Source organism: Roseovarius pacificus, assembly GCF_900142665.1.
Lineage (GTDB): Bacteria > Pseudomonadota > Alphaproteobacteria > Rhodobacterales > Rhodobacteraceae > Roseovarius > Roseovarius pacificus.
Map to the genome: position 1 here is coordinate 126,873 of NZ_FRBR01000011.1, position 22,272 is coordinate 149,144.

At 59.5% G+C, this 22,272-nt stretch carries 24 protein-coding genes; 10 read left to right on the plus strand and 14 right to left on the minus strand.

Going from position 1 to position 22,272, the window contains the following annotated elements; translation table 11 throughout:
- Window positions 1-10: 10 nt before the first annotated feature.
- Entirely contained in the window at window positions 11-706 is a 696-nt protein-coding gene (locus BUB53_RS16490; RefSeq protein WP_073036043.1) for a Crp/Fnr family transcriptional regulator, read from the minus strand.
- A 100-nt stretch (window positions 707-806) separates the two neighbouring features.
- Between BUB53_RS16490 and BUB53_RS16495 the strand changes: the two genes are divergently transcribed.
- The 5 genes from BUB53_RS16495 to BUB53_RS16515 all read left to right on the plus strand — a co-directional run bounded on the left by BUB53_RS16495 (window position 807) and on the right by BUB53_RS16515 (window position 6,551).
- The gene (locus BUB53_RS16495; protein ID WP_073036045.1) at window positions 807-1,235 is read left to right on the plus strand and encodes a pseudoazurin; all 429 of its coding nucleotides are present in this window, start codon (window positions 807-809) and stop codon (window positions 1,233-1,235) included.
- Between the two features lie 69 nt (window positions 1,236-1,304).
- Window positions 1,305-2,504 (plus strand): NnrS family protein, encoded by a 1,200-nt coding sequence (locus BUB53_RS16500; RefSeq protein WP_073036047.1) that lies wholly within the window; start codon window positions 1,305-1,307, stop codon window positions 2,502-2,504.
- Window positions 2,505-2,642: 138 nt separating this feature from the next.
- The gene (nirK, locus tag BUB53_RS16505; RefSeq protein WP_073036049.1) at window positions 2,643-3,761 is read left to right on the plus strand and encodes a copper-containing nitrite reductase; all 1,119 of its coding nucleotides are present in this window, start codon (window positions 2,643-2,645) and stop codon (window positions 3,759-3,761) included.
- Window positions 3,762-3,952: 191 nt separating this feature from the next.
- Window positions 3,953-6,100, plus strand: a complete 2,148-nt coding sequence (locus BUB53_RS16510; RefSeq protein ID WP_073036097.1) for a malate synthase G — start codon at window positions 3,953-3,955, stop codon at window positions 6,098-6,100.
- Between the two features lie 22 nt (window positions 6,101-6,122).
- Entirely contained in the window at window positions 6,123-6,551 is a 429-nt protein-coding gene (locus tag BUB53_RS16515) for a GlcG/HbpS family heme-binding protein (protein WP_073036051.1), read from the plus strand.
- A 158-nt stretch (window positions 6,552-6,709) separates the two neighbouring features.
- Here BUB53_RS16515 and BUB53_RS16520 read toward each other — a convergent pair whose 3' ends face one another.
- The 7 genes from BUB53_RS16520 to BUB53_RS23025 all read right to left on the minus strand — a co-directional run bounded on the left by BUB53_RS16520 (window position 6,710) and on the right by BUB53_RS23025 (window position 10,514).
- A complete protein-coding gene (locus BUB53_RS16520; RefSeq protein WP_268238469.1) occupies window positions 6,710-7,204 on the minus strand; it encodes an SDR family NAD(P)-dependent oxidoreductase in 495 nt (164 codons plus the stop codon).
- Between the two features lie 15 nt (window positions 7,205-7,219).
- Window positions 7,220-7,384 (minus strand): hypothetical protein, encoded by a 165-nt coding sequence (locus BUB53_RS23015; RefSeq protein WP_200797811.1) that lies wholly within the window; start codon window positions 7,382-7,384, stop codon window positions 7,220-7,222.
- A gap of 20 nt (window positions 7,385-7,404) precedes the next feature.
- Complete coding sequence (locus BUB53_RS16525) at window positions 7,405-8,460, minus strand: glycerol dehydrogenase (RefSeq protein ID WP_073036053.1); 1,056 nt, start codon at window positions 8,458-8,460, stop codon at window positions 7,405-7,407.
- A 5-nt stretch (window positions 8,461-8,465) separates the two neighbouring features.
- Entirely contained in the window at window positions 8,466-8,651 is a 186-nt protein-coding gene (locus BUB53_RS23020) for an ABC transporter permease family protein (protein ID WP_200797812.1), read from the minus strand.
- Between the two features lie 24 nt (window positions 8,652-8,675).
- Entirely contained in the window at window positions 8,676-9,308 is a 633-nt protein-coding gene (locus BUB53_RS16530) for a carbohydrate ABC transporter permease (RefSeq protein WP_200797813.1), read from the minus strand.
- Complete coding sequence (locus tag BUB53_RS16535) at window positions 9,305-10,165, minus strand: carbohydrate ABC transporter permease (protein WP_073036056.1); 861 nt, start codon at window positions 10,163-10,165, stop codon at window positions 9,305-9,307. The genes BUB53_RS16530 and BUB53_RS16535 overlap by 4 nt, the downstream gene beginning before the upstream one ends.
- Before the next feature lie 73 nt (window positions 10,166-10,238).
- Complete coding sequence (locus BUB53_RS23025; RefSeq protein ID WP_200797814.1) at window positions 10,239-10,514, minus strand: hypothetical protein; 276 nt, start codon at window positions 10,512-10,514, stop codon at window positions 10,239-10,241.
- Window positions 10,515-10,543: 29 nt separating this feature from the next.
- Here BUB53_RS23025 and BUB53_RS16540 point away from each other — a divergent pair, with 29 nt between their 5' ends.
- A complete protein-coding gene (locus BUB53_RS16540; protein WP_200797815.1) occupies window positions 10,544-11,185 on the plus strand; it encodes an IclR family transcriptional regulator in 642 nt (213 codons plus the stop codon).
- Between the two features lie 68 nt (window positions 11,186-11,253).
- On the opposite strand, the gene tcuA is transcribed toward BUB53_RS16540, so the two are convergent.
- The 6 genes from tcuA to BUB53_RS16570 form a co-directional block, all read right to left on the minus strand.
- On the minus strand, window positions 11,254-12,732 hold the full coding sequence (gene tcuA / locus BUB53_RS16545) for an FAD-dependent tricarballylate dehydrogenase TcuA (protein WP_073036057.1): 1,479 nt from the start codon (window positions 12,730-12,732) through the stop codon (window positions 11,254-11,256).
- A 102-nt stretch (window positions 12,733-12,834) separates the two neighbouring features.
- Window positions 12,835-13,548, minus strand: a complete 714-nt coding sequence (locus BUB53_RS16550) for an ABC transporter ATP-binding protein (RefSeq protein WP_073036058.1) — start codon at window positions 13,546-13,548, stop codon at window positions 12,835-12,837.
- Window positions 13,545-14,318, minus strand: a complete 774-nt coding sequence (locus BUB53_RS16555) for an ABC transporter ATP-binding protein (RefSeq protein ID WP_073036059.1) — start codon at window positions 14,316-14,318, stop codon at window positions 13,545-13,547. The genes BUB53_RS16550 and BUB53_RS16555 overlap by 4 nt, the downstream gene beginning before the upstream one ends.
- On the minus strand, window positions 14,315-15,301 hold the full coding sequence (locus tag BUB53_RS16560; RefSeq protein ID WP_084729237.1) for a branched-chain amino acid ABC transporter permease: 987 nt from the start codon (window positions 15,299-15,301) through the stop codon (window positions 14,315-14,317). Before BUB53_RS16560 ends, BUB53_RS16555 begins: the two co-directional genes overlap by 4 nt.
- The gene (locus tag BUB53_RS16565; protein WP_073036060.1) at window positions 15,302-16,171 is read right to left on the minus strand and encodes a branched-chain amino acid ABC transporter permease; all 870 of its coding nucleotides are present in this window, start codon (window positions 16,169-16,171) and stop codon (window positions 15,302-15,304) included. It lies immediately after the preceding gene.
- A 59-nt stretch (window positions 16,172-16,230) separates the two neighbouring features.
- The gene (locus BUB53_RS16570) at window positions 16,231-17,349 is read right to left on the minus strand and encodes an ABC transporter substrate-binding protein (protein WP_073036061.1); all 1,119 of its coding nucleotides are present in this window, start codon (window positions 17,347-17,349) and stop codon (window positions 16,231-16,233) included.
- Window positions 17,350-17,570: 221 nt separating this feature from the next.
- Between BUB53_RS16570 and BUB53_RS16575 the strand changes: the two genes are divergently transcribed.
- The 4 genes from BUB53_RS16575 to BUB53_RS16590 are packed head-to-tail and all read left to right on the plus strand — an operon-like array spanning window position 17,571 to window position 22,269.
- Entirely contained in the window at window positions 17,571-19,043 is a 1,473-nt protein-coding gene (locus BUB53_RS16575; RefSeq protein ID WP_073036062.1) for an aldehyde dehydrogenase, read from the plus strand.
- A 23-nt stretch (window positions 19,044-19,066) separates the two neighbouring features.
- Window positions 19,067-20,050, plus strand: a complete 984-nt coding sequence (locus BUB53_RS16580; protein ID WP_073036063.1) for an NAD-dependent epimerase/dehydratase family protein — start codon at window positions 19,067-19,069, stop codon at window positions 20,048-20,050.
- Window positions 20,051-20,066: 16 nt separating this feature from the next.
- Window positions 20,067-20,852 (plus strand): N-acyl homoserine lactonase family protein, encoded by a 786-nt coding sequence (locus tag BUB53_RS16585; RefSeq protein WP_073036064.1) that lies wholly within the window; start codon window positions 20,067-20,069, stop codon window positions 20,850-20,852.
- Window positions 20,770-22,269 (plus strand): MmgE/PrpD family protein, encoded by a 1,500-nt coding sequence (locus BUB53_RS16590; RefSeq protein WP_084729239.1) that lies wholly within the window; start codon window positions 20,770-20,772, stop codon window positions 22,267-22,269. Before BUB53_RS16585 ends, BUB53_RS16590 begins: the two co-directional genes overlap by 83 nt.
- The last annotated feature ends 3 nt before the right edge of the window (window positions 22,270-22,272 follow it).

Sequence of the window (22,272 nt, forward strand, 5' to 3'; positions counted from 1 at the left end):
CGATCCGGACCTAGCTATTGCTTTGGCTGAGCACCACAAGCCGGTGGGGGTCCGTCACGACGACGTGTTTCCGGGTCGATTTCACGATCCCTTGCTTTTGCCAGCCCGACAGCAGGCGACTGACCGTGTGCAGTGTCGTTCCGGTCATGTCAGCGATGTTCTCGCGTGTGATAGGGAACGCGATCTCGATACCGTCTTCGGTCTTGCGCCCGCTCTGGTTCGCCATACGCAGAACCGTGGCGGCCACGCGCTGCTCGACCGCCTTGGTGGCCATTTCGGTGAGCGAGGCCTGAATTTCGCCGAGCCGGAGACCGACGGTCTTGTAGCTTTCGGCGGCAAAGCTCGGATAGCTGTCGATGAACGGGCCCCACAGTCTCATGGGCCAGCTCAGGACGATCGACTCGGCGGCGGCAATCGCCGTGGCCGGATAGGTCTCGCGCTGAAGCGCCCGTGCGATGCCGAAAAGCTGACCGGGCGAGATGTGCAGAACGATCACCTGTTCGCCGGTTTCCGTGGCGCGCGACACGCGAACGAACCCGTCGAGCAAAAGAAAGAAATGATCCGCGTCGAACCCTTCACGGAAGATCGCCTTGCCTTCGTCGTACCGGCGCGAGATCGCCTCGTCGAGGATGGCGCGTATCTGTGGCCGCTCCAATTGGCTGAAGGGCGGCAATCCGGTCAAAAGGCTTTCGTCGAGCTTTGCCACGAAACGATCCGAAGTTTGTCAAAGGGCAACGTTCATGAACGTCAGGCATCGCATATCGGGACCGTCAATGACAACCGGATTAACAGGAAAGGAAAATCCGATGTTCAAATATGCGATGGCAACCGCTGCGCTGGCCCTGATGGCGACAACCGCCGCTGCCGAGACATTCGAGGTCGAACTGCTCAACCGCGGTGAAGCCGGGGTGATGGTATTCCAGCCCGACTTTATCGAGGCGCAGCCCGGCGACACGATCCGCTTCGTGCCGACCGACAAAGGCCATAATGTCGAGTCCATCGGCGGCATGCTTCCCGACGGGGTCGAGGCTTTCAAATCCGACTACAACACCGAGTTCGAACTGCAGGTGGATGCCGAAGGCGTATACGGTGTGAAATGCACCCCGCATTACGGGATGGGCATGGTGGCCCTGATCCAGGTCGGAGAGGCCGGCAACCTGGCCGACGCCAAGGACCAGAAACAGCCCGGCAAAGCCGCCAAGCATTTCGACGCACTGTTCGCACAGGTCAAGTAGACCGTTTCACAGGGCGGCGCCCGGAGGTGGCGCCGCCCTTCTTCCATCTGCCTTCCGAAGGAGACCGTGATGACCCGTTCCGCGTATGATGGCCCGGCGCTGTTCTCGTATGGCTTCCGTCCATTCTTTCTTGTCGCGACGGCCTATGCCCTCGGTGTCGTGCCGGTCTGGCTGTTGATCTGGCGCGGCTCGATCCCACTGAACGGACATCTTGCGCCGGTTTCCTGGCACGTACATGAGATGCTGTTCGGTTACGGTGCCGCCGTGGTCGCGGGATTTCTCTTTACCGCCGTGCCAAACTGGACGGGCCGTATGCCGACCCGTGGCTGGCCCTTGATGACACTTCTGGCGCTCTGGATCTTTGGCCGGTTGGCCTGTGCGGGTGTCCTGGGCCTGCCGCCGACCGCCGTCATGGGGGTCGATGTCGCCTTTCTGGCAGCCGTGGCGGCGATGGTTACGAGGGAAATCGTGGCTGGCCGCAACTGGCGGAATCTCAAGGTTCTTGTCCCCGTGACGCTGCTCATGGGCGCAAACGCGATGCATCACGTCGAGGCGATGCAATATGGCACAGCCCCTTACGCGGAACGTGCAGGGATCGCCACGCTGGTCTTTCTGATTACCCTGATCGGCGGGCGGATCACCCCGAGCTTTACGCGCAACTGGCTGGCTAGGACGGGATCACCGGGACGGCCTGCGCCCTTCGGTATATTCGATGCCGTCTCGTTGATCGTGGGGGCGGGCGCTCTGGTACTTTGGACAATCACGCCTCAGACTCAGGTCACGGGCATTGCGCTGGCCGTTGCGGCAGGGCTGCACCTCCTGCGCCTGCTGCGCTGGTTGGGTATTTTCACGCTCGGATCGCCGCTGCTGACCATGCTCCACATCTCCTATGCCTTCATCCCGCTTGGTCTTGCCGCCGCATCGCTGGCCGCTTTCGGGCTCGCGGAACAGGCGACACCGTCGCACCTGCTGGGGATCGGGGCGATCGGAGGCATGACACTTGCCGTGATGATGCGGGCGACGCTCGGCCACACGGGGCGCGAACTGGTCTCGGGCCCAATCCTGAATCTCGCCTTCGTGGCGATTGCCGGCGCGGCGCTGGCCCGGATCGCCGGGTCGTCCGATGTCTTTCCCGGCATCGACGGCATCCACCTTGCCGCCGCGCTGTGGACCCTGGGCTTTGGCATGGCGCTGCGACGGCTTCTGCCGTGGCTCGTTCAGCCACGGGTCCAGCCGCGCCGCCCCTCGCGTGCCCCCGGCCGCGCATGACGCTGCTTGCGGGGTTGGCGAAACATCGTCGGCCCCGGCACGAAAACCGGATCGAAGATTGCTGATCCGCAAAGAAGGCCAGCCGCCTTTTCGTTAGTCTTCCCACAAGAACATCGGAGAACGAAAAGGAGTGTCCTGATGCTTACCCGAAGAGCCGCTCTGCTTGGTGTCGCTGGCGCAGCCGCCTCACCGCTTCTGGCCCGCGCAACCCGCGCCGAAGAGGCGATGACGCCTCTCGCCGTTCCTCTCGACCTGTCCAACCTCAAGCGCATCAGGCGCGAGTTGGTGCGCCCGCCCTTTGCGCACGCGCACGAACAGGTGGCACCCGAAGAGCCGCGGATTGTCGAATTCACCATGACGATTGTCGAACAGGAAATGCAGATCGACAATGACGCCTACGTTCAGGCCATGACCTTCGACGGCTCCATGCCGGGCCCTCTCATGGTGGTGCATGAAGGCGACTATGTGGAACTGACACTGATCAACCCTGCGAGCAACATGATGCCGCACAACATTGATTTCCATTCGGCCACGGGAGCCATGGGCGGTGGCGCGCTGACCCATGTCGCGCCGGGCGAAATGACTGTTCTGCGGTGGAAAGCGACACGCCCCGGAACCTTCGTTTATCACTGTGCGCCGGGCGGCCCGATGATCCCCTGGCATGTGGTCTCGGGCATGAATGGCGCCGTCATGGTGCTGCCGCGCAACGGGCTGAGGGACCATAATGGTAGGAGAGTGTCCTATGATCGCGTCTACTACATCGGAGAACAGGATTTCTACATTCCGCGCGATGATAACGGCGATTACAAGCGATTTGCCGATCTCGGGGAAAGCTACCCTGAAACCGAAACGCTGATGAACGGCTTGATCCCGACGCATGTTGTCTTCAACGGCGCGGTCGGCGCACTGACCGACGAGAAGGCGTTGACCGCCAAGGTGGGCGAGAAGGTTCTTTTCATTCACAGTCAGGCCAACCGCGACTCGCGCCCGCATCTGATAGGCGGACATGGCGACCTCGTCTGGGAAGAGGGCAAGTTCAACAATGCCCCCTTGCGCGATCTCGAAACATGGTTCGTGCGTGGAGGATCGGCGGCGGCGGCAATCTATGAGTTCCTGCAACCCGGTATCTACGCCTACGTGAACCACAACCTGATCGAGGCGGTAAATCTTGGCGCGACGGCGTATATCTCGGTCGAGGGCGAATGGAACAACGATCTGATGGAACAAGTCGTCGCTCCGACTGCGATCACGTCCTGAACGGGGACGCTACCACTCACGACAGAACAGGGCGGTCGCCAAAGTGGCCGCCCTGTTCCAATTCCCCTACTCGATACATTGGTAATAAGTTTTAACCAATTTTGTTGCCGATCGGAAACTCTGGGGTTAGATATCGGGGAAATCAGCATACAAATGTATGCCTGACCAGACCAGCAATGGAGGACTCCGACATGGCGCAACGCATCGAAAAGCACAGCCTTCAGGTGGCCGGGCCACTGGCCCGCTTTATAGATGAGCAAGCGCTGCCGGGCACGGATGTGTCGGCTGATGATTTCTGGTCGGGCTTTGCCGCGCTCGTCGAGGAAATGGCTCCGAAGAACAAGGCCTTCCTTGAGCGGCGTCAGGAATTGCAGGATCAAATCGACGATTGGCACATCCGCCACCGCAATCAGGCGCATGACCACGAGGCCTATAAACAGTTCCTCAGCGATATCGGCTATCTGGTCGGGGAAGGCCCGGATTTCGAGATCGGGACATCGAATGTGGACCCCGAGATCGCGCTTGTGCCGGGGCCGCAACTCGTGGTGCCGATCACCAATGCGCGATATGCGCTCAATGCCGCGAACGCCCGCTGGGGAAGCCTGTATGACTGCCTTTACGGCACCGACGCGATGGGCACGACCCCGCCCAGGGGCGGCTATGACCGGGGCCGGGGCGCGCGCGTGGTGGCCCGCGCGCGGGTGTTCCTGGACGAGGCCTTCCCTCTGGAGGGGACCAGCCATGCCGATGTGCGCCGCTACTACGTCCAGGGCGGGGTGCTTCTGGTAGACGATTGCCCCTTGGCCGAGCCTGAAAAATTCGTGGGCTATCGCGGGAACCCCAAGGCCCCCGATGCCATCCTGCTGCGCAACCACGGCCTGCATGTCGAACTGATCTTCGACCGCGCGCATTTCATCGGCTGCCGCGATCAGGCACTTCTGGCCGATGTGCAGATCGAAAGCGCCGTCTCGGCCATCATGGACTGCGAGGATTCCGTCGCCTGTGTCGATGCCGAGGACAAGGTTCAGGCCTATGCCAACTGGCTGGGCCTGATGCAGGGCAATCTTGAGGCGACGCTCGACAAGGGCGGCAAGACAGTTACCCGCCGCCTGAACGGGGACCGTCACTATACCGCGCCCGATGGCAGCGATCTGACCCTCAAGGGCCGGGCATTGATGTGGGTGCGCAATGTGGGCCACCTGATGACCAACCCCGCCATTCTGGACGCGCAGGGCAATGAAATTCCCGAGGGTCTGATGGATGCCGCGATCACCACGCTGATCGGCATGCACGACCTCAGGCGCGACAGCGGCAATTCGGTGCATGGCTCGATTTATATCGTGAAGCCCAAGATGCACGGCCCCGAGGAAGTGGCTTTTACCGACGAGATTTTCACGCGGGTGGAAGAGTTCCTCGGCCTGCCGCAATACACCGTGAAGATCGGCGTGATGGACGAAGAGCGCCGCACATCCGTCAACCTCAAGGAATGCATCCGCGCCGCCAGGCATCGCGCGGCCTTCATCAACACCGGCTTCCTCGACCGGACGGGCGACGAGATCCACACCAGCATGGAAGCCGGCCCGTTCAGCCGCAAGGATTTCATCAAGCGCAAGGCATGGATCAGCGGTTATGAAAATCAGAATGTCGATATCGGCCTGGAATGCGGGCTTTCGGGCAAGGCGCAGATCGGTAAGGGCATGTGGGCCATGCCCGACATGATGGCCGCCATGCTGGAGCAAAAGATCGAACACCCGAAATCCGGCGCCAACTGCGCCTGGGTCCCCTCGCCCACGGCGGCCACGCTGCATGCGCTGCATTATCACAAGGTCGATGTCTTTGCCGTTCAGGACAGGCTCAGGGCCGGTGGGCGGCGCGCCTTTGTCGACACGCTTCTCGATATTCCCACGGCCAGTTACCGGAAATGGTCGAAAGAGCAGATCGTGAAAGAAGTCGAGAACAACGCCCAGGGCATCCTTGGCTATGTCGTGCGCTGGATCGATCAGGGGGTCGGCTGCTCGAAGGTGCCCGACATCAACGATGTGGGCCTGATGGAAGATCGCGCAACCTGCCGCATCAGTTCTCAGCATATCGCCAACTGGCTGCACCACGGCGTGATCAGCGACAATGAGGTCATGGCCGCAATGCAGAAGATGGCGCAAGTGGTGGATCGGCAGAACGCCGGCGATCCCGGCTATCGGCCCATGGCGCCCGGATTTGACGGTATCGCCTTCCAGGCGGCCTGCGATCTGGTCTTCAAGGGCCGCGAGCAGCCTTCGGGCTATACCGAGCCCGTGTTGCACCGCCGCCGTCTGGAACTCAAAGCCGCGCAGGCGTCATAATTCAACCTGACAGGAGCACATAATGGCAGAACTCTCGCTCAATCGCGCCCGCTCGATCATCCGCAAGGCCCTGGCCAAAGGCCGCGAGGAAGGTTTCAAGCCGCTTTCCGTCGTGGTGCTGGACACTGGCGGCCACGTGAAGGCCTTCGAACGCGAGGACGGTGCCGCTCCGGGCCGCTTCGGCATCGCCCAGGGCAAGGCTTACGGTGCGATCATGCTGGGCATGGCCGGTCGCGCACAGATGGCCCGCGCCGAACAGCAGGCTTATTTCATGGCCGCCGTGAACGGCGTCTACGGCGGGCAGGTCGTGCCCGTGCCGGGTGGGGTTCTCGTGCGCGACCAGCGCGGCAACATCATGGGCGCCGTGGGCGTCACTGGAGACACCTCCGACAACGACGTAATCGCCGCCGTCGCCGGAATCGAGGCCGTGGGTCTGACACCGGAAGAATAGGTCGAAACAACACGTTCTTATGTCGATGCTGATCGATGCACCGCGTAGCGCCGCCCTTGCGTAAGGTAGCGGTCAGTTCATGGGTCGTTAAAAAAGCTGGAACTGGTCCGGCCTTCGTCGCCTGGGGGCCTGAATGTTCCGACACCGCCCTCAAGCCATCAAGCGGCATGATAGCCACCATCCACCGGAACGATTGCACCATGGACATAACCCGCCTCAGCAGACAACAAGAAGGCAACAACATGGGCGATTTCCTTTGTTTCCGCCCACCGGCCCAAGGGGATACGCACGTCGATCTTGCTCTTTCGCGAAATATCGCTGCGCGCTCCCTCCGATATGCGTGTTTTCACCCAGCCGGGCGCCACGGCATTCACCCGCACGCCGCGCGCACCCCAGGAAACCGCCTGTGATCTGGTAAGCGCCGCCACGGCGCCCTTGCTCGCGCCGTATGCCGGGGCAACCGGATTTCCGAACCAGCTCCACATGGAGGCGATATTGACAACAGCACCGCCCGCGCGCTCAAGCGCCGGCAAGGCCGCACGCCCGACCACCAATGCGCCCGTGACATTGACCGACATCACCTTCTCGAACACGTCCGGCGACCATTCCTCATCATATCGGATGATACCTGCGCAAGTCACGAGCCCGTGCAACCGGTCTATGTCCCCCTAAAGCGCTCCGAGAGCCCCTTCATTCGTGACATCCACCTCGGCGAAATCGGCATTATCGGGGAAATTATCGTCCCGTTCGAGCCCGATCGCGAGCACGTGCCAGCCACGTTCGGCCAGAAGTGACGTGACCGCCAGTCCGATACCCGTTCCACCACCGGTCACGACCGCCTTCATCGCCCCCATCATAACGCGTGCGTCCGATCAAGGCTGCGCATGGCGGCGACGAGATGCTCTGCATTCAAAGGGCGCATGTAATTCGAGGCATAGGGTGCCCCGAGCGACACTTCTGCAATTCTCTGAAAATCCTCATCACTGCTCACGTCCTTGTCAGCGAACGATGTGGGAAGTCCCAGCCGGTCGAAAAACCCGATCAATTCGGCTATCTCGGCCTCACTCCCCTGCCCTGCCGCAAGCTGCGTCAGCGTCCCGAGCGCAACCATCTCGCCGTGCAGAAGGCCCGAGAGCTGCGGCATCACCGAAAACCCGCGCACCATGGAATGCGCGACCGAAAGCCCGCCGCTTTCAAAAGCCAGGCCACTAAGCAGGATCGTTGCCTCGACCACGCGTTCGAAAGCCGCATTCGGGGTTGTCGATTTCATCGCGGCTTCGGCATCCGCGATCAGAATGTCCCGTGCGCGTTCGACAATCGCCTTGGTCAACTCCGTCGGTGTGCCCCCAAAGAAATTGGTGCCGCCACCTTCGAGCGCTCCGGCCAATTCATAGGGCTTTGACATGGCATCCCCAATGCCAGCCGCGAGGAAGCGCCTTGGGGCTCCGGCGATAATCTCGGTATCGACCAGCACCATGGCTGGGTTGGTCTTCATGTGACGCACACCTTCGACTGCGTGATCGGGTGTGTAGACGACGGCAATATGACTCGTCGGGCTGTCATTCGATGCAATGGTCGGCACAATGCCCACCGGCAGGTCACACATGATCGCGGCCCCCTTGGCCATGTCGATTGCCTTGCCGCCTCCGATCCCCAGCACGATGCCGGAATCCCCAATCTCCTCGGCCCTCGCCCGGATTTCGGCATCGGTGCACTCACCGCCAAAAGCGAGAAGACGCGCCTCCGGCAACTGCTTTGAAATCCGCTCTCCAAGCAAATCGAACGCGACCGGGTCAACGATCACCGCTGCGGGACCTCTGCTTACGAACGCAACCTCTTCAGCCAACCGGTCAATCGCGCCGGGGCCCTGCACATATCTCTGGGGAGCACCCAGTATTCGCATAGTCATTGGAATTATCCTTTAACAGCACCCGCGGTCAGACCTTGCACGAAGTACCGCGAGAGCAACGTGAACGCGACGAACAACGGCATGGCGATCAGCGTCGAGCCAGCCATGACATCGCCCCAACGCAGATCGAAAGCACCGATCATCGAGGCGAGTCCCAGCGGTACTGTCTTGTTGGCGTCGTACCCGATCATCACGAGCGCAAAGGTGTAATCCGTCTAGGACAGCAGAAAGGAGAAGATTGCCACGGTAACGAGCCCCGGCACGGACAACGGAAGCACCACGCGCAAGAAGGCTCCCAACCGGGTGCATCCGTCAACCATCGCTGCCTCTTCCAACTCGAACGGCATGGTCTTGAAAAACCCCCACAGGAACCAGACACCCAACGGCATGGTGATCGTGAGGTGCGAGATAACCAGCGACATCAGAGTATCGTTGAGGCCTATGGCCGCGAACATCGCATAGAGCGGAATTGCCATCAGCAACGGGGCAAACATATAAGCGTATAGCATTCCCGCGATGATCATCTGCTTGCCCCGGATGCGCTGCCGGGTCACCCCGTAGGCAATCATGATCGACAGGACCATCGTCAGGGCGACAGTACTTAATGCGACAATAAGGCTATTGAGAAACTGTCGCGGATAGTCGGTTTGTGCGAGCAGGCTGTAGTAATACTCCAGCGTCAGGGTGCGCGGAACGAGCGTTGGATTTAGAAGCATCTCCTGCGTCGGCCGCAGCGACGAAACCACCATCCAGTAGATTGGGAAAGCGCTGTACACTGTCAGGATCAGCACGCCGGCATAGAGCGCCACGCGCTTGACCAGGCGCTGTTGCGCAAATGGTCGCTTCATTTGGCGTCCTCCATCGGAAAGATGCGGAAATAGAGAGTCACGGCGACCATCAGCACCAGGAAAGAAAGTGTCGCGACAGCCGCGCCGCTACCGATGTCATAGAGCGAGAAGGCCTCACGATAGGACAACACCGGCAGGTGTTCGGTTGCTCCCAGTGGGCCACCCTTCGTGGTTAGCCAGATCACGTCGAACTTGTTGAACATCCAGACGCCGCGCAACAAGATGATGACTGTCAGGATCGGACGCAACGACGGCAAGGTAACGTGGAAAAACCGGCGCACGGGCCCGGCGCCATCAACCCGTGCTGCCTCGTAGAGCTGCGAAGGAACAGTTTGCAGGCCAGCCAGGAACGTGGTGGTGACGAATGGCGTCCAAAGCCAGACCGAGATCGCAATAACCGAAACCATGGATGCAGTTTCGGTCTCGAACCAGTAAATCGGCGGCAGCCCGAGTTCGTCCATGAGAACGGTCACGATACCGAGGGAGCCATCGACCATCCATTTGAATGTCAGCACGGCAACGACCGTCGGCAACAGGTAGGGCAGGAAAGCCACGCCCCGCAAAACGGCCCGCCCCCGGAACGGCTGGTTGAGCAGCAGCGCGAAACCGATGCCCAGAATGACCTGCAGCATGATCGCAAATCCGGCATAGACGACGCCATTCCAAAGCGCGTTCCAAAATTCTCCGCTGACCAGCAAAGCGCTGTATTTCTGGAAGCCGATCCAGACCGGATCGGATGTAAGCGACGGCATGTCGTAAAAGCTGAGCGACACCGCATAGAGCGCGGGCCCCACGATGAGGATCAGCGTCGTCAGAACACCGACGGTAAGAAACCCGGGTAGCAACCAGCGCGTCATAAGGAAACCTCCCTAAGAGGACAGTACGGTCGCGGGGCACGGTGCGCGCGACGCACACACGCCCCGCGTTGGGTCAGGCGATGAGCTTGCGCATCTTGTCGGCGGCCATGCTCACGGCATCTCCCGAGGCTTCACCGCGCAGGATCTTGTTCTGCAACATCTCCGGCAAGACGAAGGACTCGAAGACCTTGCCCGGCCGCACATCGGGCGCCGGACCTTGCGTATCGATCGACGTGACAGTGATGGATTCGTCTGTCACCAGTTCGCGCATTAGTTCGATCTCGGTTTCGTATTTCTGGATCAACGGATTGTCGCGCCAGCGATCATCCTCATAGAGATCAAGCCGCAAAACGAAAAAGTCCGGCCACCCTTGCGGATGTGGTCGCGCACTTTGGCTGGCCCCGCTCCAGCGCCTTCAACATTCTCTCGACATTGATTGAAAACGGCTATCTCTATGAACCGCAGGCGCGATCGGGGTATTATCCAACGCCGCGATGGCTCCAGATCGCCAATGCCTTCACCGAAGGGGAACCGATTCCTGATCACCTGCTTCAGGCCATGTCGACACTGGCGGCGAAAACAGGCGAAACAGTATGCATCTCGGCCGCCAGCGGAATGTTCGCAGTGTTTCTGGACGTAGTCGAATCCCCGGCGAGTATTCGCTATGCAGCAACACCGGGAAAACGTGTTCCGATCCATGCCACGGCATCCGGTCAGGCGCTGCTATCGCAACTCTCGGAACATGATCTGGGCGTTCTTCTGCGCAAAGTTAACTATGAAAAATATGGCGAGAACACACCGATGAATGCCGACGAGGTCGTTGCTCAGATCGAGGCCGGCCGTCGCCGCGGCTGGTTTCAGTCCGCATCTCATTACTCGCCCGATCTGGGTGGTGTTGCGGTGCCGTTTGTTGAAGGGCATCGCGTCTTTGCCGTGACAGTTGCAGGCCCCTTGTATCGCGTGAGCGACAAAGCAGAGCAGCATGCGATGCTGTTGAATAGCCTTGTCGGAGACAGCTAGGGCACGGAAATTTTCAATAACTCTGGCCCGCCCATAGGGCGGGCCTGCAATCGTTTTTGAGTGCCGGATCAGGACACGTAATCCGCCGCGCTTTCGCCTGCGAGTTTGCCGAAGACCGAGCCCGACATAAGGCCCGTTCCACCCGGATAGTTTTCATAAAACAGACCACCGACAAGCTCCCCGGCGGCGTAGAGTCCGGGGATGGACTGATCGGTCATGTCCTGCACTTCGCCCTTGGTGTTGATTTGGAGACCACCGAAGGTAAAGGTGATGCCGGTCGTGCAGACATAGGCCACGTAAGGCGGCTTGTTGATCGGCAGCGCCCAGTTGCTTTTCGGCGGCTCAATCCCTTGGGTCGCAACACCGTCCAGGATTGCCGGATTGTAGTCTCCACCCTGACAGGCATCGTTGTATTCTTTGACCGTCGCGGCCAGCTTTTCGGGATCGAGATCCAGCTGCTCGGCCAGCCCTTCGATCGTGTCGGACTCGGCTTTGGTGACTTCGCGGATGCGGTATTCGTCACGCAGCTTGTCAACGGTCTGCTGGTCGAAGATCTGGATCGCGGTGCGGTTCGGCTGGGCCATGATTTCCCGGCCGTATTTGGCGTAAGTCAGGTTACGGTAATCCGCGCCCTCGTCGACAAAGCGTTCACAGTCGGTATTGACCATGATGCCCAACGGATAGGAGTGCTTCTGGAAATTGTCGAGAATCCACCGGTCACCATAGGGTGGCGCCGAGATATCCCATTCACAAGCGTGGCAGGACGACCAGTTGCCATAGGGTTTCGCGCCGATCTCAAGCGCCATTTTGATACCTTCGCCCATATTGTGGCGAGTACCGCGCACACGGCAGAGATCCCAGCCAACACCCAGGTAACGCACGCGCATCTCCGGGTTGGATTCAAAGCCACCGCTGGCGATGATCACGGCCTTGGAGGTGATTTCACCATAACCTTCCCTGGTGCGGATTTTGACGCCGGTCACGGTGCGGTCTGCTGACTGGAGCAACCCAATAGCGGCGGTGCCGTAGCGAATCTCGATACCCAGTTTTTCGGCTTCCGCCAATTCAGCTTCAACCAGGCCGGCACCACCGCCGACGGCTTCGATATTCACGCCGCCGTAGAAATGGTGTTTGCCATCCACCAGAAAGGACTGGCGTCCAAACATCGGCACGAAGCGGATATTATGGCTGCGCAACCAACCCATCGTCATACGTGAGCGATCCACCAAGAGGTTGGCCAAGTCTTCGTCACATTGATAGCGCGTCACTTCGCGCATCTGATCCATGAAAAATTCGCGGCTATGCGATGGCAGAACGATCATATCCCGCTCACTGTCGGACAAGTCGGTCAGGATGTCCTTGCTGACATCCTCCAGACCTTCATGGGCAAATCGGAAGCCGCCGGCGGTAAAATAGGAGTTGCCGCCTTTTTCGTCTTCTGGTGCACGTTCCAGGACCAGGGTTTTGGCCCCGTTCTCATGCGCCGACATGGCGGCACAAAGCGCAGCGTTGCCGCATCCCACGACGATCACATCGTATTCACTCATTTCCTTTTCTCCTTCAGTCAGTTGCCGCCCAAAACGGCCTCAAGTTGCACGGCGTTTCATCCCGCGCAGCGGCGGGGTTTCACGCTGAAAATTCGATTTCGCTCAGCCGCCCAGATACGCTCGACGCACGTGTTCGCTGGCCGCCAACTCTGCACCGGTGCCGCTCAGGCTGATTGCCCCGCTTTCGATGACATAAGCACGCTGGCAAAGGCGCAACGCCATGTTGGCATTCTGCTCCACCAGAATGATCGAGATACCCTCCTCGCGGTTGATTTCCTCGATGATCTTGCCAATCTCCTGCACCCGGATCGGCGCAAGACCGAGCGAAGGTTCGTCAAGCAACAACAGCTTGGGCCGGGCCATGAGCGCACGCCCGATGGCCAGCATTTGCTGCTCACCCCCGGACATGGACCCGGCGGCCTGCGTGCGACGCTCCAGCAGACGCGGGAAATAGCCATAAACCCGCTCCATAGTCCTGGAGATTTCGTCCTTGTCGGATTTGAGGTAAGCGCCAAGTTGCAGGTTTTCTTCCACCGACATTTGCGGGAAAACACGACGCCCTTCCGGCGACAATGTAATCCCGAGTCCCACGACCGACGGCGGCGCCAGACCCGAAATCTGTCGGGAGCCAAATATAATCCGGCCGGATTTTGGCGGGGTCAGCCCCATGATGGCCCGTAGTGTCGTGGTCTTGCCCGCCCCGTTGGAGCCGATCAACGCGACGATCTCGGCTTCTCCGACTTCCAGCGATACGTCACGCAAAGCCGCGCGCACACCATAATATACATTGATGTTTTCAACAGTCAGGCTGGTCATGATACCGCCTCCGTGCCCAAATAGGCTTCGATTACTTTGGGATTGTCCCGGATTTCTTCGGGCGTACCGGCGGCGATCAGTTCCCCATGGTCCAGCACGATGATGCGGTCACAGATACCCATCACCAGACGCATGTCATGCTCGACGATCAGCACACTGGCCTGGCCGCTCTCATGAATGCCCCGGATCAGTTTGCCCATATCCATGGATTCCTCGGGGTTCAGGCCAGCCGCCGGTTCATCCATCATGATAAGCTTGGGTTTCGACGCAAGCGCCACCGCGACGCCAAGTCGGCGCTGGTAACCATAGGGTAAGGAATCGGCAAGCTCTCCGTGCACATGATCAATGCCGACCTGCTTCAGGATTTCCAGGCATTCCGCCTTTGTTTCGGCCTGTGCCCGTTGCGACGCCGCAGTGCCCATCAGCGAACCAAGGAAGCTGTCCTTGCTGCGCACGAACGCCCCGCGCACCACGTTTTCAAGCACGGTCGACTGCGGAAAGACGCTCGTCGCCTGATACGTCCGGGCCAGACCCATCTGCACGATATCGCAGGTCCGTTTACCGATGAGATTCTCCCCTTCGAAGGTGATCGACCCGCCGCTCGCCGGACTTGTGCCGCTCACCACGTTGAAGCAGGTGGTCTTACCCGCGCCGTTCGGACCGATAAGCCCCACGACCTCGCCCTCTTCCACGGAAAACGACATGTCCTTGATCGCGTGCAATCCGCCGAACCGTTTGCTCATGTTCTTGACATTGAGAAGCGTGCTCATTTTGCTCCCCCGATCCGCGCGAGTGTACGTGGCAGAGAGATCAAACCACCGGGCATGACCCTCAGCACCACGATCATGATCGCGCCATAGATAATGTGCTGAAGCCCTTCGAAATCGCGCAGGAATTCCGGCAATGGTGTCAGGAAGGCGGCGCCCAGAACAGCGCCCCAGAACAGCGACCGCCCTCCGACGACAAGCATGGTGATATAGGCCACCGAATTGTGAAAGGTGAAGGTATCGGGCGAGATGAAGCGGATGTAATGCGCCATCAGGGCGCCGCCGAGACCGGCGATGCCGGACCCGATGGCGAACGCGATGACCTGATATCGCGCCGTGTCGATGCCGCAGGTTTCCGCCAGATTGATATTCTGTTCGATCGAATTGAACGCCCGTCCAAATGTCGAACGGTTCAATGCCCAGACGAAGACCAAAACCATCAGGAACATCGCGAACGCCAGGTAAAAGAACATCGGACGCGGACCGAAGCTGATACCGAAAAGCGTGACTGCCTTGATTCCGATAAGGCCGTTGGCTCCGTTGGTCATGCCGGCCCAGTTCAGCGCAAGCAGCGTGAACATCTGCCCGAACAAGAAGGTCACAAGCACAAAGTAGACGCCACGCAGCCGCAGAATCACGGCACCCAGAGCCGCCGCAAGTGCCGCGGTGGCCAGCGTGGACAATACCAGCGACAAAGCGGGCGGAATGTTCAATCTCATCGAAATGATCGCCGAAATATAGGCTCCCAACCCGGCGAATGCGGCATGGCACAACGACAATTGTCCGACCGAATAGATGACCCAAAGGCTCAGGGCGAAGATGCCACTCAGAAGCGTCAGGTTCACGATGTGAACGTAGAAGAGGTTTGGAAGAAGCCCCGGAATAAACGCCGCAACCGCACAGGCAACAGCAATCAGGGCAATGCGAAACCAGACAGAACGGCCGACGTTCTCTGCGTCAGGTGCGTTTTCATTCAGAATAGTCACTTAAGCTTCCTTTTTACCCATAAGGCCGGAGGGGCGGACCAGAAGAATTGCAATGACGAGGCCGAGTTCCAGCATGTCGGCGACAACCGACCCAAGGAAGGTCGCACCATAGCTTTCGATCATGCCGAGAAGCAGCCCACCAAGCAGGGCACCGGGGACCGATCCGAGGCCGCCAAGGATTACAACGATAAAGGCCTTCAGCATCGGTGCGGTGCCCACGAAGGGGGAGACCGAAAAGACAGGTGCCATCAGTGCGCCGGCGACTGCAGCGAGCGCTACGCTCAACCCAAAGGCAAAGGGATATATGCGCCCGACATCTATACCCTGGATCAGGGCCGCTTCCTGGTCTTGCGCAACCGCTCGCATTGCGCGGCCCGTTTTTGATTTCTGCATGAAGAGCCAGAAAATCCCGACCACGAACGCGGCGGCAACGATCACGAAAACGCGCGACCACGAGAAGACCACCGGGCCCATTCGCACCAGGCCCGACACGACCTCGGGCATCGGACGTGGCGAAGCGCCAAAGAACATCAGCGCGCTGTTTTGCAGCACCACCGAAATACCGAGTGTCGCGATCATCCCGGTCAATTCATCGGTGCGGAGCGGCCGGATGAGCACCCATTCGATGATGGCACCGGCAATGCCGACAACGGCGATGGCGATCAGGATCGTCGCGACAAAAGGCAGCTCCCATTGCGCATAGGTGAAAAATGCGATGAACGCGCCAGCCATGTAGAACTCGCCATGGGCAAAGTTCACGATCCGCATGATCCCGAAGACCAACGTGAAGCCGATGGCCATCAGGGCATACATCATGCCGATGACCAACCCGTTTACCCCAGACTGCACCAGGAGAGTCGTAATATCCATTTAAAGTCTTCCTGTGACTGTGTGCAGCGGCGCCCCAGGGGCACCGCTGCATGTCAGTGTCACTCACATGCGTCGACGGTACAGGTGGCAACCACTTCGGGCTTGCCGCCGGTCACCTTGCCAATCGCATACGGCACGAATTGCTGGCGTTTTGTTCCCCAGAAATCCTCACCGATCCAGCTGACCTCGCCAGCCGGGCCCTCGTAGCCGCTGATCTTGGCCATTTCGGCGACGATGGCATCAGCGTCGGAAATCGTGCCAGCCGCTTTCATCGCTTCGAACACCATGTTGATGTTCGAGTAAAACAGCGGGCTGAAGGCATTCATCGTACCACCGTAGGCTTCAATATATCGCGCCTGATAGTCCTGAACGGAATCCAGTCCCCCATCGAATTCCATGTGGACATAAAGCCCCTCGGATGCATCCGGCCCGGCCACGGCCAGAATATCATTCGTGGCGTCACCGCCGGTCCGGACGATATTGCCTTCGAAACCCAACTCGCGCAGCTGACGCACCAGAAGACCGGCGGTCTGCGGCGGGCTGCCGTCCAGCTCGAACGTATCAATGCCCTGTGCAAGAAGGCGGGTCAGGAGCGGAACAAAGTCGACGCGGCCACGTTCGTAGAATTCCACGGCCGATGCATCGGCCCCGGCGGCCTCATAAGCCGAAGAGATGTCATTCGACATCGCCTGACCGGTCTCGTCGTTCGGGAACAGCGAGCCGATCTTTTCCGCACCAAGAGACTTCACCACCCAATTGATTTGCGGCTTTGCGTAAACCTCCGTCGGCAGAACCGCCCGGAAGCTATAGGGGTATTCCGGGGCCGCGGCGACCGGTGTAAAGCCAGCGGTGATTGTAATCTTCTTGTTTTCTGTGGTCGTCGGCACCAACGCGGCCAATGGCGCAGAGCCAAGCGGGCCCACGATGAACGCGGCTTCGTCTTCGAACACCAGACGATTGACTGCGGTAAGCGCATCGTTCGGATTGTAATGGCTGTCGTAGGCCGCGATATCAATCGTGTATGTTTTTCCGCCAACCTCAAGGCCACCAGCGGCGTTGATATCTTCGGCGGCAAATTCGATTGCGGCCTTCATGGCAGAACCCCAGGCGGCAGCACCGCCTGAGAGGGGACCGACAAGACCGACGGTCATGGTATCTGCGGACGCGGCAGACGCCATAGCAAGGGCAGAAGCGCCAAAGGCCAATGCTGAAAGTTTCACGGTATTCCTCCTTATTGGATGTCGCACGCCTCCCAACGTGCGCTGACAGTTTTGTGGCACATGATTCCCGCTCACGTCAACTGTTGACACTTAACAAATGACAGGCTCCATGTTGAAAGTCAACTGTTGACACTAATCGTTTTTAAATCCAAGTTGCCGACACAAAGAAGGAGGAGATTATGGTCGAATATGGTCTGTATATCGGCGGCTCGTGGGTCGCGCCAAAGGCGGGAAAACTGTTCGACGCAGTAAACCCTTTCACTGGTGAATGCTGGGCACGTGTAAGCGAAGCGGATGCAGCCGATGTAGATCATGCCGTGACGGCCGCAACAACCGCGCAAGTGGGCTGGGCCGCAACCAACGGTGCGACTCGCGCCAGGATCCTGAACAATATCGCGGATATCATCACCGAAAACGCCAAAAACATGGCGGTTTTTGAAAGCACCGACAATGGCAAGGTGATCCGTGAAACCGAATCCCAGATGCTCTTTGCCGCTCGTCTGTTTCGCTTCTACGCGGGCTATGCCGACAAGCTTTTCGGCAGCACGATCCCACTCGATAGCCCCTCTGTCCTTGATTACACGACGCGCGAACCCTACGGCGTCGTCGGCCTGATCACCGCCTGGAACTCTCCGATTACGCTTTTGTGCAACAAATTGCCCGCAGCCCTTGCCGCCGGAAATACCGTGATTGTGAAACCTTCCGAGCATGCCTCGGTCTCAACCCTGGAACTGTGCAAACTCTTTGAAAAAGCGGAGCTGCCCGCCGGGGTGGTGAATGTGGTGACAGGCGCGGGCCCGACAGGTGCCGCCATTGTTACCCATCCCGGCATCTCCAAAGTCAGCTTTACCGGCAGTCCCGTCGTCGGACGCAAGATTGCGGCCACCGCCGGTGAACACCTGAAACCCGTGACGCTGGAGCTCGGCGGGAAATCCCCTAACATCATTTTTGACGATGCCGACCCGGAAGCCGCAACCATAGGCGCATTGGCGGGCATATTCGGCGCGACCGGCCAAACCTGCGTCGCGGGATCACGTCTGCTGGTGCAACGCGGCCTCTATGATGAGATCGTATCACGGCTTGCCGCCCGTGCCGAAGAGATCCGCCTGGGCGATCCGCTGGATCATGATTCTGAAATGGGGACGGTAGCCAACAAACCACAGTTCGATCGGATCATCGCCTCCATCGAAGCCGCGAAATCGGCTGGTGCGCGGCTGGTGACGGGCGGCGGAGCAGCCACCGGCGACCACTTGGGCAATGGCCTCTTCGTGCAGCCAACCATCTTTGCTGATGTCGAAAACAGCATGGATATCGCACAGTCCGAAATCTTTGGCCCCGTTCTTTCCATACTGCCCTTCGACACCGAAGAAGAAGCGGTGCAAATTGCCAATGACATTCCTTTCGGCCTCGCTGCCGGAATCTGGACCCGCGACATTTCCCGCGCCATGCGCCTTGTCCCGAAAATGAAATCCGGCGTGGTTTGGGTGAACACGTATCGCGTGGTCGCCGCACAGGCACCTTTCGGCGGAACCAAGGAAAGCGGCTTTGGCCGGGAACGCGGCGAACAAGGCATCATGGAGTTCACCTCCATAAAGAACGTCATGATTGATTATTCGGATCAGGCCCGCGACCCGTTCGCCATCAAGAACTGATCCACTAGAGAAGGAAGACATACATGGAGATCAAAAACGGATGTTTCATGGTGACCGGTGGCATCAGCCTCATCGGTTCGCATGTAACGGAACAGTTGCTCGAAGCCGGTGCAAAAGAGGTCATCCTCTTCGATAACTACTCGCTCGGCTCCACCGATATGATTTCACATATCCTGACCGATGATCGCGTACGCCTGGTGCGCGGCGACATCACCCGGATCAACGAACTTTATGACGCGCTTGACGGCGTTGATGGCATCTTTGCGATCGCCGGTTTTCTCACTCTGCCCTTCGCCGCCAATCCGGCGCTAGGTCTGACGGTGAACGCGCTTGGCCATGTGAACGTGTTAGAAGCGGCGCGGTATCGTGGCGTTAAAAAGGTCATCTTCTCGTCTTCCGTGGCCACCTACGGCGATCCCGAACCGGGCACCATCGACGAAGAACGCCCCTTCCGTTTCCACACAATGACACCTCCCGGAGTGCTGTACGGTAGCACCAAGATTATCGGCGAGCAGCTCGGTCGGCTTTATTCGGACAAATACGGCGTGGAGTCCGTTTCGCTGCGCTACGCGACCGTTTACGGCGAACGTCAGCACTACCGAGGCGTGAACGCGCTTTACATCATCGAAACCTACGACAAGCTGATGGCGGGCGAAGCACCGCAAATTCCGGGCGATGGCAGCGAAGTGCATGACTACGTGCATGTCTCGGATGTGGCCCGCGCCAACCTTGCGGCCATGGAAAGCAACGTGACGGCCGAAGCTATCAACATCGCCTCCGGAACCGCGACCAATCTCAATCGCCTGTTCGAGATCGTGGCCAAGATCGTCGGGTCCGACATCAAGCCCGTCTATAAAGACAAGGAAGGCGCCGTGCGCGTCACGACCTCGGCATCTTTGGATTTCTCCATCGAAAAGGCCGAGCGCATGATGGGCTGGAAACCGCAGGTCGATATCGAAGAGGGTATAGCGCGCCTGATCAAATGGCGTCAGGAACAAGACGACTGACACCGGGGGAAAGACCATGTCCGAATACGAAATCCACGCGATCAAATATGCTTCGATGGACCGCAAGCGGTCCGACAACTTCATTGGCCACGACCCTCATGACGGACCGATGCCGCTCGACTTTTTCGTTTGGGTGGTAAAAGGCGAAGCCGGAACTTTCGTGATCGACACCGGATTTGACGAAGCCACCGCCACCATGCGCAACCGCAAAGTATGGCGCCCGGTGGCGGACGGCCTGAAAGCGGCCGGGGTAGACCCCAACGCCGTCAGCGATGTGGTTATCACTCACATGCATTACGATCACTGCGGGAATCACGAGCTGTTCCCGCAGGCGAAATATCATCTGCAAGAGCGCGAAATGGCATATGCTACAGGCCCCTGCATGTGCCACCATGCCCTGAACCATACCTTTGAACTGAGCGATGTTCAGACCATGGTGAAACGGGTCTTCGAAGGGCGCGTATGTTTCCATGACGGGGTGCGCGAAATCGCTCCGGGCATCACCGTGCACTGGGTCGGTGGCCATTCCCGCGGCCTTCAGGTCGTGCGCGTGCGCACCCGGCGCGGCTGGGTCGTACTGGCCTCTGACGCCTCGCATTATTACGAAAACTTCGAAACGGCCTCGCCCTTCCCCGTCGTGGCCGATGTGGCCGAGATGCTGAACGGCTATGACACGATGTTCGAATTGGCCTCTTCGCGCTCCCATATCGTGCCCGGCCATGACCCGCTGGTACTTCAGCGCTACCCGAATTCCGGCTTTGGCGAGGGGATCGTGCGGCTCGACGCCGACCCTCTGGAATAACCCTGAACACACAGGACTGATCATGACCGAGACAACACGCACCGCGGCGGGGCCCTCCGCAGCGATCGCCGCCTTCGCGGCAAATACCCGTTACGAAGACATTCCTGCCAATGTGCTGGAGCGAGCGCGCATTCACATTCTTGATGGCCTGGGGCTCGCCGTTGCATCGGGAAAATTTCCCTTCGCCGGCCCCGTGCTTGCCGCCGTCGAAGAACTGGGCGAAGGCCCTTGTTCGGTGATCGGCACTACACGCAAGGCCACCCTGCGCGATGCCGCAATGGCAAATGGCGTATTGATTCACGGGCTGGACTACGACGACACGCACCTGCAAGCAATCGTTCATCCAACCTCGGCCGTACTCCCCACCGTTTTGGCAATAGCAGAGCAAAAAGATCTGACGGGCCGCGAAGCCTTGACCGCCTTTTGCATCGGCATGGAAATAGCGATCCGCCTCGGTGCCGCAATCAATGGCGGAATGCACCACACCGGGTTTCACGCCACCGGGGTCATCGCGCACTTCAGCTCGGCGGTGGCCGCCTGCTGCCTTATGGGCGCCACTGAACGCCAGCACATCGACGCTATTGGCATCGCCGGCAGCACCGCGTCGGGTATTCAGGTGTTCCTGGAGGAAGGCGCCTGGACCAAGCGCCTTCACCCCGGATGGGCCGCGGCGGGCGGCATCACCGCAGCCACCCTGGCGCGCCATGGCTTCGTCGGCCCGAACCGCGCCCTGGAGGGTCGCTTTGGCCTGTTCGAGACCCACCTGCACCAATGGAAAAAAGACGTGGTCGGGCATTATCTTACCGATGGGTTCGGTGAGACCTGGATGATGGCCGACACGGCGCTCAAGCCCTACCCCGTCTGCCACTTCATTCACGGGGCCGCCGATGCCGCTCTGGAACTCCACAAGGAAATCGATGGGGCCGCAATCGAAAGCGTTGATGTCTTCCTTGCCAGGGACACGATGAAGATCGTCGCCGAGCCGATCGAGCGCAAACGCCATGCCCGCAACGAATACGAGGCGAAATTCAGCGCCCCCTTCGTCGTGGCCGCGACGCTGCTAAAAGGGCGCTTCGGCCTGCCGGAACTGACGGATGACGCCATCGCGGACCCTGCGGTGCAGGATCTGGCGGCACGTTGCACCTGCCACGAGGACCCCGATAGCCTGTTCCCGGAATATTTCTCGGGCGGAGTGCGGATCAAACTCAAGGATGGGCGCGAGGTGACCCGTCACGTCCCGGTCAACAGCGGGGCGGGCGACCGCAAGATGACACTGGAAGAAACCACAGAAAAATTCCTCCAGAACACCGGAATGATTATCGACGACGCCCACGCCATGTCTATCCGTGAGACGGTTGTCGGACTGGACAACGCAAAGGTTGCAGACCTCATGGCGCGCCTGCGGTTCAACGCCTGAGGC

Bases quoted from the DNA above. Each gene is read 5' to 3' on its own strand.
- BUB53_RS16565 (WP_073036060.1), bottom strand. From the start codon at position 16,171: ATGGATATTACGACTCTCCTGGTGCAGTCTGGGGTAAACGGGTTGGTC.
- BUB53_RS16535 (WP_073036056.1), bottom strand. From the start codon at position 10,165: ATGACGCGCTGGTTGCTACCCGGGTTTCTTACCGTCGGTGTTCTGACG.
- BUB53_RS16510 (WP_073036097.1), top strand. From the start codon at position 3,953: ATGGCGCAACGCATCGAAAAGCACAGCCTTCAGGTGGCCGGGCCACTG.
- BUB53_RS16590 (WP_084729239.1), top strand. From the start codon at position 20,770: ATGACCCGCTGGTACTTCAGCGCTACCCGAATTCCGGCTTTGGCGAGG.
- BUB53_RS16570 (WP_073036061.1), bottom strand. From the start codon at position 17,349: ATGGCGTCTGCCGCGTCCGCAGATACCATGACCGTCGGTCTTGTCGGT.
- BUB53_RS23020 (WP_200797812.1), bottom strand. From the start codon at position 8,651: ATGATCGGGTACGACGCCAACAAGACAGTACCGCTGGGACTCGCCTCG.
- tcuA (WP_073036057.1), bottom strand. From the start codon at position 12,732: ATGAGTGAATACGATGTGATCGTCGTGGGATGCGGCAACGCTGCGCTT.
- BUB53_RS16495 (WP_073036045.1), top strand. From the start codon at position 807: ATGTTCAAATATGCGATGGCAACCGCTGCGCTGGCCCTGATGGCGACA.
- BUB53_RS16575 (WP_073036062.1), top strand. From the start codon at position 17,571: ATGGTCGAATATGGTCTGTATATCGGCGGCTCGTGGGTCGCGCCAAAG.
- BUB53_RS16500 (WP_073036047.1), top strand. From the start codon at position 1,305: ATGACCCGTTCCGCGTATGATGGCCCGGCGCTGTTCTCGTATGGCTTC.
- BUB53_RS16525 (WP_073036053.1), bottom strand. From the start codon at position 8,460: ATGACTATGCGAATACTGGGTGCTCCCCAGAGATATGTGCAGGGCCCC.
- BUB53_RS16580 (WP_073036063.1), top strand. From the start codon at position 19,067: ATGGAGATCAAAAACGGATGTTTCATGGTGACCGGTGGCATCAGCCTC.
- BUB53_RS16515 (WP_073036051.1), top strand. From the start codon at position 6,123: ATGGCAGAACTCTCGCTCAATCGCGCCCGCTCGATCATCCGCAAGGCC.
- BUB53_RS16555 (WP_073036059.1), bottom strand. From the start codon at position 14,318: ATGAGCACGCTTCTCAATGTCAAGAACATGAGCAAACGGTTCGGCGGA.
- nirK (WP_073036049.1), top strand. From the start codon at position 2,643: ATGCTTACCCGAAGAGCCGCTCTGCTTGGTGTCGCTGGCGCAGCCGCC.
- BUB53_RS16550 (WP_073036058.1), bottom strand. From the start codon at position 13,548: ATGACCAGCCTGACTGTTGAAAACATCAATGTATATTATGGTGTGCGC.
- BUB53_RS16530 (WP_200797813.1), bottom strand. From the start codon at position 9,308: ATGAAGCGACCATTTGCGCAACAGCGCCTGGTCAAGCGCGTGGCGCTC.
- BUB53_RS16585 (WP_073036064.1), top strand. From the start codon at position 20,067: ATGTCCGAATACGAAATCCACGCGATCAAATATGCTTCGATGGACCGC.